This window comes from Pseudomonas kilonensis (assembly GCF_001269885.1).
Classification (GTDB): Bacteria; Pseudomonadota; Gammaproteobacteria; order Pseudomonadales; family Pseudomonadaceae; genus Aquipseudomonas; species Aquipseudomonas kilonensis.
Map to the genome: position 1 here is coordinate 1 of NZ_LHVH01000012.1, position 13,223 is coordinate 13,223.

Below are 13,223 nucleotides of genomic sequence, written 5' to 3' on the forward strand. Positions count from 1 at the left end.
AGCGGCGTGTCAGACAACATTTTCGTCGACTGACACGCCGCTTTCGCGAGCAAGCCCGCTCCCACATTTGGTTTTTGGGGGGGCATAAAATTCCTGTCACACCCACTTCACAGAGCCATGCTTAAGTTTTCCCATTTCAAGGGAGAACACCATGAGCGAATTCGACCTGGGCCGTCGTCGGGTGATGCAAGCCGTGGGGGCGGGGTTGTTGTTGCCGGGGCTGGCGCCGGCGGTGATGGCTTCGGTCAAGGATCGGCCGGTGCTCACCGACGGTGTGCAGTCGGGCGACGTGCAGGGCGACCGGGCGATGATCTGGAGCCGCAGCGACCGTCCGGCGCGGATGGTGGTGGAGTGGGACACCCGCAGCACGTTCAGCAATCCGCGCCGCTTCGTCTCGCCCATGGCCGACGCCCGCAGTGATTTCACTGCCCGGGTCGAACTCACCGGGCTGCCCCGCGACCAGGCGATTTTCTACCGTGTGCATTTCGAAGACGCCCAAAGCGGGGTTGCCAGCGAACCCTGGCTCGGCCACCTGCGCAGCGTGCCGCAGTTCAAGCGCAACATCCGGTTTGTCTGGAGTGGCGACACCGTCGGCCAGGGCTTCGGTATCAACCCGGACATCGGCGGCATGCGCATCTACGAAGCCATGCGCCTGCGCCTGCCGGATTTTTTTATCCACAGCGGCGACACCATCTACGCCGACGGCCCGGTGCCGGCGCAAATCACCGCCGAGGGTGGGCGCATCTGGCGCAACCTCACCACCGAAGCCAAGAGCAAGGTTGCCGAGACCCTGGATGAGTATCGCGGCAACTATCGCTACAACCTGATGGACGAAAACGTCCGTCGCTTCAACGCCGAAGTGCCGCAGATCTGGCAGTGGGACGACCATGAGGTGGTCAACAACTGGTCGCCGGGCAAGCAACTGGACGAGCGCTACCAGACCAAGGATATCCACAGCCTTGTGGGGCGCGCGCGACAGGCCTGGTTGGAATACGCGCCGATGCGCCTGCAGAAGGCCGACGGCGGTGGACGGATCTACCGCAAGCTCGGTTACGGGCCGCTGCTGGATGTGTTCGTGCTGGACATGCGCAGCTACCGCGAGGCCAACGACGCCAACCTCGGCGCGGCTAAACCGTTCCTGGGGCGTGAGCAGTTGAACTGGCTCAAGCGCGAATTGAAGCAGTCCCGTGCCCAATGGAAAGTCATCGCCGCCGACATGCCCATTGGCCTGGGTGTGCCGGATGGCGAAGTCAGCCCCGGCGTGCCGCGCTGGGAAGCGGTCGCCAACGGTGACCCGGGCGCGGCCCAGGGGCGTGAACTGGAGGTCGCCGAACTGCTCGGCTACCTGCGCAAGCATCAGGTGCGCAACTACGTCTGGCTCACCGCCGACGTCCACTATTGCGCCGCCCATCATTACCACCCCGAACACGCCGCGTTCCAGGATTTCGAACCATTCTGGGAGTTCGTCGCCGGGCCATTGAACGCCGGCAGCTTCGGGCCCAACGCCCTGGACAAGACCTTCGGCCCGGAAGTGGTGTTCCAGAAAGCGCCCCCGGCCCAGAACACCTCGCCGTTCGCCGGGTATCAGTTCTTTGGCGAGGTGAACATCGACGGGCAGAGCGGGGAGATGAGCGTGGTGTTGCGGGACCTGGAAGGCGTGGCGGTGTTCGAGAAGAAGTTGCAGCCGGTTTGACTGTCAGTCGCGCCAGGAGCCTCTGTGGGAAAAGCCTCTGTGGGAGCAAAGCTTGCTCGCGATAACGGTATATCTGTCAATAAATGGCTGACTGACAGTCCGCTATCGCGAGCAAGCTTTGCTCCCACAAGGGGTACTTAAGATGGGTGTCTGTCAGTAGACATCCCGCCGATACCGCCCCTGCTCGATCAGCCGCTCCACTTCCTCGCGCCCCAGCACGTTGTTGAGCACGTGATCCACCCCGGATGCCATGCCCTGCAAGCTGCCGCAGACATAGATCACCGCGCCGTCGGCCAGCCATTGCTTGAGCAGCGCGGCCGATTCCAGCAGGCGGTCCTGGACGTAGACTTTCTGCTTCTGATCCCGGGAAAAGGCCAGGTCCAGGCGTTCCAGGTCGCCCGAGGTCACCCATTCCTGCAACTCATCGCGGCAGTGGAAATCGTGTTCGCGGTTGCGCTCGCCAAACAGCAGCCAGTTGCGCTGCATGCCCTCGGTGACGCGCGCCTTGAGCAGGCTGCGCAGGCCGGCCAGGCCGGTGCCGTTGCCCAGCAGGATCATCGGCACACCCTGGGCCGGCAGGTGGAAGCTGCTGTTGCGGCGCAGCCGCAGGCTGACGGCGCTGCCCAGTGGTGCGTGTTCGGTCAGCCAGCCGGAACCGACGCCCAGGCTACCGTCGGCGTGACGTTCCTGGCGCACGATCAGTTCCAGTACGCCGTCGGCCGGGATCGAGGCGATGGAGTATTCGCGTATCGCCAGCGGTGCCAGGGCATCCACCAGCGCCTGGGCATGCAGGCCGACCAGATGGGCACGGTTTTCCGGGAGTTGGCGGGTGGCCAGGGCTTGATCGAGGCTTTGGGACAGGCCATCGACTTGCACGCGCGCCTGGCCGGAGAGGCCGAGCCCGTCGAGGAAATGTTCGATGGCCCACAGGTCATTGCGCGGCAGGATTTCCACCAGGTCGCCGGCCAGCCAACTGCTCGGCCCGGGGGCGGTGAGGCCCAGCAGGTAAACGCCCGAGCCGCTGCTGTCGGGGTTGAGCAGGGTGCGCTGGCTGAGGCTCCAGTTTTCGAAGCTTGGCGCCTGCCAAGTGTCCAGCGGGGCTTGGCCGGTCAACTCCGCCAATTGTTGTTGCCAGTGACGCAGGGCGTAAGGGTCGCCGCTGTCCACTTCCACCGGCGCGAACAGGGTCTTGCCGCCGTGTTCCGCCAGCCAGGCGTGCAGGCGCCGGGCGAAGCCGCAGAAGTGTTCATACTGCCGGTCGCCCAGGCCCAGCACCGAATACTGCAGACGCTCCAGGCTCAAGGCCTGGCCCAGCACCTTGCGTTCGAAACCGCGGGCACTGTCCGGCCCTTCGCCGTCGCCAAAGGTGCTGACGACAAACAGCGCATGGGTGGCGTCGTTCAGGTCCTGCTCACGCACGCCGGCCAGTGGCTGGACCTTCACGGGCAAGCCGGCGGCCTGGAGTTGGCCGGCGGTCTGCCAGGCCAGTCGCTCGGCGAAACCGCTTTGGCTGGCGAAGCCGATCAGCCAGGCCGGCGCATTGCCCGGGTTGGCGATGAGGGCCTGGCGGGCGTTTCTGACGTGGCGCTTCTTGCGGCGGCGGTCCAGATACAGCAACCAGCCGGTGATGAAGAACAGCGGCATGGTCAGCGCGGCGACGGTCACCAGAATCCGCCCGACCAGGCCGAAGTAACTGCCGATATGCAGGGCATAGACACTGGTCAGCAACTGCGCCTTGAAACTCTTGTCGCTGTAGCGGCTGTGCCGGCTGATGACGCCGGTGGCAGGGTCGAGGACGAGCTGGTTCAGCGCCCGGTCGTGCGGCGAGTTGTTCAGCAGGTAGAACACGGTCGCCGGTTGCCCGGCCACGGGCGGCATGCGCACGTTATAGGCCGACAGCCCCGGGCCGGCGGCGCTGTAGATGCTGCTCCACATGGCCCGGTAATCGGCCACGGGCAGTGGGCCGCTTGGCGCCGGGCCACGATTGCGCACCCGTTCCTCTTTCGGTGAATCGGAGAGCAGGCGGGTCACGCCTTTGTTGTACCACTCGTAGGACCAGGTCAGCCCGGTCAGGGCCGCCAGTAGATAGAACACCAGGCACCAGGTGCCCGCCACGGAGTGCAGGTCCCAATTGAAGCTCCGACCTTTTTTCCCCCAGTCGAGGGTCAGCCAGGCGCGCCAGCTTTTCCATTGGCGCGGCCAACGCAGGTACAGTCCGGACAGGCAGAAAAACACCAGGATCAGCGTGCAGGCACCGGTGATTTGCCGACCGACATCATCCAGGGTCAGGACGCGGTGCAACCTGAGCATAAAACCGAAGAAGTCCTGGCCCGTCACATCGCCCATGAACTGCGCGTTGTAAGGGTTGAAATAGCGCATGGCGCCACGTTTTTCCCCAGCAGGCGCCGCAAAGATCACCCGCGCGGCGTTGCCGCTGTCGGTCTCGACCCAGAGCATGGCGACGGTCTTGCCGGAGGTGGCTTCGATCTGTTCCACCAGTTCGGCAGGCGGCAGGACGCCGGCCGGCTGTTTCTCGACCATCAGCACCTGCGGGTTCAAGGCCCGCAGGATTTCATCCTGGAACGACACCACCGCCCCGGTAACGCCCATCAACGCCAGGACCAGCCCGGCACTGATGCCGAAAAACCAGTGCAACTGGAACAGGGTTTTCTTCAACACGTCGCTCGCCTTGTTCATTTACTGTTCATCACGGCGTGCATTATGCCGTGTGTTATCGAGAAGCATTCATAAACACACCCAAAAGCTTCGATCATTTGCATGAGCGGACCTTTTGCCCGCCGCCGGCGACGAAATCCTGTGGGAGCGAGCTTGCTCGCGAAGGGGCCGGCACATCCAACATATTCATCGACTGGGACACCGCATTCGCGAGCAAGCTCGCTCCCACATTGGATCTTCAGTAGACATAATATTTATGTGTATCCAGAGCCCCCCTGTGGGAGCGAGCCTGCTCGCGAAGGGGCCGGCACATCCAACATCGTCATCGACTGGGACACCGCATTCGCGAGCAAGCTCGCTCCCACATTGGATCTTCAGTAGACACAATATTTGTGTGCATCCAGAGCCCCTCTGTGGGAGCGAGCTTGCTCGCGAAGGGGCCGGCACATCCAACATATTCATTGACTGGGACACCGCATTCGCGAGCAAGCTCGCTCCCACATTGGATCTTCCGTAGACACAATATTTGTGTGTATCCAGAGCCCCCCTGTGGGAGCGAGCCTGCTCGCGAAGAGGCCGGCACATCCAACATATTCATCGACTGGGACACCGCATTCGCGAGCAAGCTCGCTCCCACATTGGATCTTCAGTAGACACAATATTTGTGTGCATCCAGAGCCCCCCTGTGGGAGCGAGCTTGCTCGCGAAGGGGCCGGTACATCCAACATCTTCATTGACTGAGCCACCGCTATCGCGAGCAAGCTTTGCTCCCACAGGTCCTGCTCAAACAGATCTGATGGGTGTACGACCGGGAGAGCCAGGTCGGCTGTTAGGCCGCCTCGCGGTGGACGTTGATCTCGGGCGCCCCGTTAACCACGCTGGCTGAACGGAGGCATTGTGGAGTGGGCAACCCGGCATGGATGCCGGGTTAGCCGCGCTGGGCCATGGATGGCCCTTCGCGGCGGCCCACGGAGCAATGCCTTCGTTCAGGCATGCCGAGCCTAGGCGAGGCACCGAGTGGTGGGGCACAAGCGCTTTGGTTACTTTCGCGCTTTTCGAAAGTGACCCGCCGTCAGGGCGGAACCCTAAGCAGCCGTTACCTAAATAACGGATCTACACACCAACCCATCAAAAAAAAACGGCGCTTTCCATTTCTGAAAAAAGCGCCGTTTTTTATTACGCAACAGGGCAAGAACTATGGAGGTTCAAGCCCCAAACCCATCACACGTAAAACGATTTCAGCGGCGGAAAGCCATTGAATTCCACCGCGCTATAGCTAGTGGTATAGGCCCCGGTCGACAGCCAGTACAGGCGATCCCCAATAGCCAGGTTCAGCGGCAACCCGTACTTGTAGTTTTCATACATGATGTCAGCGCTGTCACAGGTAGGCCCGGCGATGACCACTTCTTCCATCTCGCCTTTCTTCTCGGTCCAGATCGGAAACTTGATGGCTTCGTCCATGGTTTCGATCAGGCCGGAGAACTTGCCCACATCCGTGTACACCCAACGCTCGACGGCGGTACGGGACTTGCGCGCCACCAGCACCACTTCGCTGACCAGGATACCGGCGTTGGCGATCAACGAACGGCCCGGCTCCAGGATGATTTCCGGCAGGTCGTCGCCGAAGTCTTCCTTGAGGAAGCGGATGATTTCCTCGGCGTAGGTTTCCAGGCTGTTGGTGCGGGTGATGTAGTTGGCCGGGAAGCCGCCACCCATGTTGATCAGCTTCAGGACAATGCCGTCTTCTTCCTTCAGACGCTCGAAGATCACCTTGACCTTGGCGATGGCCGCGTCCCAGACGCTGATGTCGCGTTGTTGCGAGCCGACGTGGAACGAAATGCCGTACGGCACCAGGCCCAGGTCGCGGGCCAGGATCAGCAGGTCCATGGCCATGTCGGTCTGGCAGCCGAACTTGCGCGACAACGGCCAGTCAGCGGTGGTCGAGCCTTCGGTGAGGATCCGTACATAGACTTTCGAGCCCGGCGCGGCCTTGGCGATGTTGCGCAGGTCGGCTTCGGAGTCGGTGGCATACAGGCGCACGCCCTTCTCGTAGAAGTAGCGAATGTCGCGGGATTTCTTGATGGTGTTGCCGTAGCTGATCTGATCCGGGCCGACGCCACGGCTCATGACCTTATCCAGCTCATAGATCGAGGCGATGTCGAAGTTCGAGCCTTTATCCTTGAGCAGGTCGATGATTTCCACCGCCGGGTTGGCCTTGACGGCGTAGTAGACCTTGGCGAATTCGAAACCGGCGCGCAGGTCGTCATAGGCCTTGGAGATCATCGCGGTGTCGATCACCACGAACGGGGTTTCCTGCTTGTCGGCGAACGCTTTCATTTTCTGGAAGGTTTCGCGCGCGAAATAATCTTCGACCTGGATCGACATACTTGGGACTCCTACTGGCAAACATCAGGATCAATGGGTGTGAGGGCAAGCAGCCCTCGTGAACGTCCTCCGTATCCCCACTTTGGTTCGCCTACTTCCCAAGGCATGTCGCCGAAAGCAAAAAGGCCACGGGATGCGTGATTCCCTTGGCCTTGCTGTCTCGTCGTCAGTACTTGAGCCGGATGGATCGTTTCCAGCATGGACGTTCGGCGCGAACTTTAGGGCGTGAGGGGCCTGAGATCAACTAAAAATGTCGCGTTTTTGCACACATCCGTCGTGCGGCCCGCGACAGCTCATGATGTAACCGACCTGCGTGACAGATTGATGTTCCCGTTGAAGGGATTTTTTAGGTGTTTCAGGGATATTTGTGGTGCCCCATTCGCGAGCAAGCCCGCTCCCACACTGGGCCCGCGACCAACCACAAAATAGTAGGATGACGCAGATCCAGTGTGGGAGCGGGCTTGCTCGCGAAGGCGTCAGTCAGGCCAACGCAGTCTCGGCCGGCGAGACAATGCTGGTCTTGCCCCCGCGCGAACGTCCGGAGCTCAGGTACTCGGCAATCGATTCCTGGGTCACTTCCCCGAGGAACACCCGTTCGGCATCCAACACCGGCAGCCACGAGCGGTTGAACTCGTACATGCGCGACAGCAGGATCCGCAGATGTTCGTCGTAGACGGCGGTGGCGTTGAATTCGCGCAGGTATTGTCCGCAGGTGCCGGTCTGGCGGTGCAGGTCGCGACGGCGCACATACCCCAGGGCCTTGTTCTCGGCACAGGTGACCACCACGTAGCGACGGTCATGTTCGTCCATCAACTCCAGTGCCTCACCCACTGGCGTCTCGGGGCTGACCGACGGAGCGTTGTCCGCCGCGTCTTCGGCCTTGACCAGCAGCAGGCGCTTGAGCGTGCTGTCCTGGCCGACGAAGCTGCTGACGAACTCGTCGGCCGGATGCGCCAGCAGCGTGTCCGGGTGATCGAACTGGACCAGCTTGCCAGCGCGGAAGATCGCAATCTTGTCCCCCAGCTTGATCGCTTCGTCGATGTCGTGGCTGACCATGATCACGGTCTTGTTCAGCGCCCGTTGCATCTCGAAGAACTCGTTCTGGATCATCTCGCGGTTGATCGGGTCCACCGCGCCGAAGGGTTCGTCCATCAGCAGCAGCGGCGCATCGGCCGCCAGGGCACGGATCACGCCGATCCGTTGCTGTTGGCCACCGGACAGTTCACGGGGGTAGCGATGCAGGTACTGCTTGGGTTCGAGCTTGATCATGCTCATCAGCTCGCGGGCGCGGTCGTGGCATTTCTGCTTGTCCCAGCCGAGCAGGCGCGGGACGACGGTGATGTTTTCCTCGATGGTCATGTTCGGGAACAGGCCGATCTGCTGGATCACGTAGCCGATGTTGCGACGCAGGGTCACTTCGTCCAGGCCGGTGGTGTCTTCGCCGTTGATCAACACCTTGCCCGAGGTCGGCGGGATCAGGCGATTGATCATCTTCAGCGTGGTGCTTTTGCCGCAGCCCGACGGCCCGAGGAACACGCAGATCTCGCCTTCGTTGACGGTCAGGTTCACCGAGTCCACGGCCTTGACGTCTTTGCCGTTGCTCTTGAAGGTTTTGCTGAGGTTTTGAAGTTCGATCATTTGAGGAGTCCTTTTGGGGTCAGCGAGCGTTGCAGCCATTGCAGAAGCAGGTCGGCGAAGATGGCCAGGAGACTGACCAGCACGGCGCCGACGATCAGCATCGACATGTCGCTGCGGCTGATGGAAGCGAGGATGAGCACGCCCAGGCCACCGGCACCGATGGTGGCGGCGATGGTCATGACGCCGATGTTCATGACCACGGCGGTGCGCACGCCGGCCAGGATCACCGGCACGGCGATGGGCAGTTCGACCATGCGCAGGCGCTGGGCGAAGGTCATGCCGATGCCACGGGCGGCCTCACGGATACCCGGTTCGACGCCGGTCAAGGCCAGGTAGGTGTTGCGCATGATCGGCAACAGCGAATAGAGAAACACCGCGGTGATCGCCGGCATCGGGCCCAGGCCTTGGCCGAACTTGGAATAGAACGGCAACAGCAGGCCGAACAGCGCAATCGACGGAATTGTCAGCAGCACCGTGGCGCTGGCCTGCAATGGGCCGGCGAGCGTCGGGAAGCGGGTCATGAAGATGCCCAGCGGCACACCGACAACAATGGCCAGGGTCACGGCGATGCCCACCAGGGTGATGTGCTGCCAAGTCAGGTGCAGTACCAGCGGCCAGTCCAGATGGGAAAAGGCGTCAAGAAAATCCATGGCTGTTCCTCCAGGTCATTGGGTTGAGAGCAGCGAATGCTGGCGCAGGAAATCAGCGGCAACGGTGGAAGGGCTTTCGTGGTTGACGTCCACGCGGGCGTTGAGCTGGCGCATGGTTGCGTCGTCGAACAGCTCGGCCAGGGGCTTGAGCTGCGCGGCCAGTTGCGGGTGCGCGTCGAGGTACGCCTGGCGCACCACCGGCGCGGCGGTGTAGTCGGGGAAGTAATGCTTGTCGTCTTCGAGCAACTTCAGCTTGAACGCGTTCAACCGGCCGTCGGTGGTGTACACCAGGCCGGCGAATACCTGGCCGTTGCGCAGGGCGGTGTAGACCAACCCCGCATCCATCTGCCGGATGTTCTTGCGGGTCAGGTTCATGCCGTATTGCTCGACCATGCCCGCCAGGCCGTCGGAACGGTTGGCGAACTCGGTGTCCAGGGCCACCAGATGATTGTCATCGGCTTCGGCCTGCAGCACCGTGTTCAACTGGCTGATGCTGTTGATCTGCGGGTATTGGCGGGCGATTTTTTCCGGCAGGGCCAGGGCGTAGGTGTTGCTGAATTTCGACGGTGTCAGCCAGACCAGGCCTTTTTTCGCGTCGAGTTCTTTCACCCGGGCGTAGGACTGGGCGCTGTCGAGTTTCTCCGTGACATGGTTGTAGGCCACCAGCGACACGCCGGTGTATTCCCAGAGCATGTCCAGTTGCCCGGTTTCATGGGCGCTGCGGGCCAGGTTGCTGCCCAGGCCGCCGGTGATCTGCGCGTCGTAGCCCTTGCTGCGCAGGTATTGCGCGGTGATTTCCGCCAGCAGCGTCTGCTCGGTGAACACCCGGGCGCCAAGGCGAATCAGCGGTTTTTCAGCGGCTTGGGCGAATCCTGCGAACAGCAGGACGCAGCCCAGTATCAAGCTCAACTTCTTCATAAACGATTTCCTTTATCCAGCCGGGCTTATGACGGTCGCAGACCGCGTTCCAGCCAGAGACGGCTGGCCAGTGTCACCAGGCCGTCGAGCAGCAGCGCCAGCAGGGCGGTGCAGGCCGCGCCGAGCAACAGCTGCGGCTGGTTGTTCAAGGCGATGCCGGGGAAGATCAGGCTACCGAGGCTGTTGGCGCCGATCAGGAACGCCAGGGGCGCGGTGCCGACGTTGATCGCCAGGGCCACGCGCACGCCACCGACGATGATCGGCACGGCGTTGGGCAACTCGACTTTCCACAGCACCTGGCGCGGGGTCATGCCGATGCCGACGGCGGCTTCCTTGAGGGAGCCCTGGACGTTTTTCAGGCCTTCATAGGTGTTGCGCACGATGGGTAACAGCGAGGCGAGGAACAGGGCGAAGATGGCGGGACCGCTGCCGATGCCCAGGATGCCCAGGGCGATGGCCAGCACGGCCAGGGGCGGCACGGTGTTACCGATGTTGAACACTTGCATGAAGCGTTCGGCGCGCCCGATCAGGCCGGGGCGGCTGAGTGCGATGCCGGCGGGGATGCCCACGAGCAGGGCCGCCAGCATGGAGGCCAGGACAAGCAGCAGGTGCGCTTGCAGGTAGAACAGCAGATCGTCGTGGTAGCGTTGGATCGTATCGATGCCGATCCAGTGGACCAACAGGGCCAGGAGCGCGACGACGACCGCACCCCCGATAAGCCCTTTGCCATAGCGGATAGCCACAGGCGGACTCCTTTGTCTTTCAGTCGGCGCACGCTTTCCCGGGCGGCAAACCATCACTGGTTGCCGGGAAAACGTTCGCGAGAAGCAGCTCTTTTCATACCGGTAAAACGGCAGGTAAATCGAGCCATGAGCGCAGCCTCGTCAGGCTAACTTGCTGATTTTTCAGCCCCTGACGAATAGCCGTAACAGGGGGGTGGACGCCTCCACGCGGCAAAAGGTTCCCATGCTGGGGAAGATCTGGCCACCCTGGATGTGCTCAACGGTTCGGTTCCTGGCACAAGTTGAGCTATAATCGCCGCCCTTTTTTGAATCACCTGCCAGGCGATTTCCCATGACCAAACAGGCCGCCGAAGTCGCGAAACGCCGCACTTTCGCCATTATTTCCCACCCCGATGCCGGTAAGACCACCATCACCGAGAAGCTCTTGCTGATGGGCAAGGCGATTGCGGTCGCCGGCACGGTGAAATCTCGAAAATCCGACCGCCATGCCACCTCCGACTGGATGGAAATGGAAAAGCAGCGGGGTATTTCCATTACCACGTCGGTCATGCAGTTTCCGTATCGCGATCACATGATCAACCTGCTCGACACCCCGGGCCACGAAGACTTCTCCGAAGACACCTACCGCACCCTGACGGCAGTGGACTCGGCCTTGATGGTCCTCGACGGTGGTAAAGGCGTCGAGCCACGGACCATCGCGCTGATGGACGTCTGCCGTCTGCGGGACACGCCGATCGTCAGCTTCATAAACAAACTCGACCGCGACATCCGCGACCCGATCGAACTGCTCGACGAGATCGAAGCGGTCCTGAAGATCAAGGCCGCACCGATCACCTGGCCGATCGGTTGCTACCGCGACTTCAAGGGCGTGTACCACCTGGCCGACGACTACATCATCGTCTACACCGCCGGTCACGGGCATGAGCGCACCGACGTCAAGATCATCGAGAAACTCGACTCCGATGAAGCGCGCGCGCACCTGGGCGACGAGTACGACCGTTTCGTCGACCAGTTGGAACTGGTGCAGGGCGCCTGCCATGAGTTCAACCAGCAGGAATTCATCGACGGTCAACTGACCCCGGTGTTCTTCGGTACCGCCCTGGGCAACTTCGGTGTGGACCATGTGCTCGACGCCGTGGTCAATTGGGCCCCGCGCCCGCTGGCACGCGTCGCCAACGAGCGCACCGTGGAGCCGGTGGAAGAGAAGTTCGCAGGCTTCGTGTTCAAGATCCAGGCGAACATGGACCCCAAGCACCGCGACCGCATCGCCTTCATGCGCATCTGTTCCGGCAAATACGAAAAGGGCATGAAGATGCGCCACGTGCGCACCGGCAAGGACGTGCGCATCGGCGACGCCTTGACCTTCTTCTCCTCGGAACGCGAGCAACTGGAAGAAGCCTTCGCCGGTGACATCATCGGCCTGCATAACCACGGCACCATCCAGATCGGCGACACCTTCACCGAAGGCGAAACTCTGGGCTTCACCGGCATCCCGCACTTCGCCCCGGAACTGTTCCGCCGCGTGCGCCTGAAGGACCCGCTCAAGTCCAAGCAACTGCGCCAGGGCCTTCAGCAACTGGCCGAAGAGGGCGCCACCCAGGTGTTCTTCCCGGAGCGCAGCAACGACATCATCCTCGGCGCCGTCGGTGTGCTGCAGTTCGACGTCGTCGCCAGCCGCTTGAAAGAGGAATACAAGGTCGAGTGCTCCTACGAGCCGATCACCGTGTATTCCGCTCGTTGGATCGAATGCGACGACAAGAAGAAACTCGAGGAATTCTCCAACAAGGCCGTGGAAAACCTCGCGCTGGACGGCGGCGGTCACCTGACCTACCTGGCCCCGACCCGAGTCAACCTGGCGCTGATGGAAGAGCGCTGGCCGGACGTGAAATTCCGCGCGACGCGCGAGCATCACTAAGCGCTGAGTGTTGAAACCGAAACCCCGTTGCGAAAGCTGCGGGGTTTTTTATGGCCTGCCCCATATCCTGGGCATATATAACTCACTGTGGGAGCGGGCTTGCTCGCGAAAGCGGCGGGTCAGCTTGCCTGGATGTTGGCTGTGCCGGCCTCTTCGCGAGCAAGCTCGCTCCCACACTGGATCTTCAGTGGGCAAGAAACTTGTGTTGGGCACAGATCCCTCTGTGGGAGCAAAGCTTGCTCGCGATAGCGGTGAGTCAGCTTGTCTGGATATTGGATGTACTGGCCTCTTCGCGAGCAAGCCCGCTCCCACACTGGATCTTCAGTGGGCAGAAACTTGTGTTGGGCACAGATCCCTCTGTGGGAGCAAAGCTTGCTCGCGATGGCGGTGGGTCAGCTTGCCCGGATGTTGGATGTACCGCCGTCATCGCGAGCAGGCTCGCTCCCACACTGGATCTTCAGTGGACAAGAAACTTGAGCCCAGCACAGATCCCTCTGTGGGAGCGAGCCTGCTCGCGATAGCGGTGGGGCAGCTTGCCTGGATGTTGGATGTGCCGGCCTCTTCGCGAGCAAGCCCGCTCCCACACTGGATCTTCAGTGGGCAAG

The 13,223-nt window shown here is 61.8% G+C and carries 8 protein-coding genes; 2 read left to right on the forward strand and 6 right to left on the reverse strand.

Going from position 1 to position 13,223, the window contains the following annotated elements; genetic code table 11:
- Nucleotides 1-151: 151 nt before the first annotated feature.
- Nucleotides 152-1,693, forward strand: a complete 1,542-nt coding sequence (locus tag AD662_RS04180; RefSeq protein WP_053185673.1) for an alkaline phosphatase D family protein — start codon at nucleotides 152-154, stop codon at nucleotides 1,691-1,693.
- Between the two features lie 153 nt (nucleotides 1,694-1,846).
- On the opposite strand, the gene AD662_RS04185 is transcribed toward AD662_RS04180, so the two are convergent.
- From AD662_RS04185 to AD662_RS04210, 6 genes are all read right to left on the reverse strand, one after another.
- A complete protein-coding gene (locus AD662_RS04185) occupies nucleotides 1,847-4,372 on the reverse strand; it encodes a PepSY domain-containing protein (RefSeq protein ID WP_176580061.1) in 2,526 nt (841 codons plus the stop codon).
- Nucleotides 4,373-5,590: 1,218 nt separating this feature from the next.
- On the reverse strand, nucleotides 5,591-6,754 hold the full coding sequence (locus tag AD662_RS04190) for a type III PLP-dependent enzyme (protein ID WP_018611340.1): 1,164 nt from the start codon (nucleotides 6,752-6,754) through the stop codon (nucleotides 5,591-5,593).
- Between the two features lie 480 nt (nucleotides 6,755-7,234).
- The gene (locus AD662_RS04195) at nucleotides 7,235-8,392 is read right to left on the reverse strand and encodes an osmoprotectant ABC transporter ATP-binding protein OsmV (RefSeq protein WP_053185680.1); all 1,158 of its coding nucleotides are present in this window, start codon (nucleotides 8,390-8,392) and stop codon (nucleotides 7,235-7,237) included.
- On the reverse strand, nucleotides 8,389-9,042 hold the full coding sequence (locus tag AD662_RS04200) for an ABC transporter permease (protein ID WP_018611336.1): 654 nt from the start codon (nucleotides 9,040-9,042) through the stop codon (nucleotides 8,389-8,391). The genes AD662_RS04195 and AD662_RS04200 overlap by 4 nt, the downstream gene beginning before the upstream one ends.
- 15 nt (nucleotides 9,043-9,057) lie before the next feature.
- The gene (locus tag AD662_RS04205; RefSeq protein WP_018611334.1) at nucleotides 9,058-9,960 is read right to left on the reverse strand and encodes a glycine betaine ABC transporter substrate-binding protein; all 903 of its coding nucleotides are present in this window, start codon (nucleotides 9,958-9,960) and stop codon (nucleotides 9,058-9,060) included.
- 26 nt (nucleotides 9,961-9,986) lie between these two features.
- Complete coding sequence (locus tag AD662_RS04210) at nucleotides 9,987-10,703, reverse strand: ABC transporter permease (protein ID WP_053185683.1); 717 nt, start codon at nucleotides 10,701-10,703, stop codon at nucleotides 9,987-9,989.
- A gap of 331 nt (nucleotides 10,704-11,034) precedes the next feature.
- Between AD662_RS04210 and AD662_RS04215 the strand changes: the two genes are divergently transcribed.
- The gene (locus AD662_RS04215; RefSeq protein WP_018611329.1) at nucleotides 11,035-12,618 is read left to right on the forward strand and encodes a peptide chain release factor 3; all 1,584 of its coding nucleotides are present in this window, start codon (nucleotides 11,035-11,037) and stop codon (nucleotides 12,616-12,618) included.
- Nucleotides 12,619-13,223 lie beyond the last annotated feature (605 nt).

Coding starts and splice junctions, on each gene's coding strand:
- AD662_RS04190 (WP_018611340.1), bottom strand. CDS start 6,754: ATGTCGATCCAGGTCGAAGATTATTTCGCGCGCGAAACCTTCCAGAAA.
- AD662_RS04200 (WP_018611336.1), bottom strand. CDS start 9,042: ATGGATTTTCTTGACGCCTTTTCCCATCTGGACTGGCCGCTGGTACTG.
- AD662_RS04215 (WP_018611329.1), top strand. CDS start 11,035: ATGACCAAACAGGCCGCCGAAGTCGCGAAACGCCGCACTTTCGCCATT.
- AD662_RS04180 (WP_053185673.1), top strand. CDS start 152: ATGAGCGAATTCGACCTGGGCCGTCGTCGGGTGATGCAAGCCGTGGGG.
- AD662_RS04195 (WP_053185680.1), bottom strand. CDS start 8,392: ATGATCGAACTTCAAAACCTCAGCAAAACCTTCAAGAGCAACGGCAAA.
- AD662_RS04205 (WP_018611334.1), bottom strand. CDS start 9,960: ATGAAGAAGTTGAGCTTGATACTGGGCTGCGTCCTGCTGTTCGCAGGA.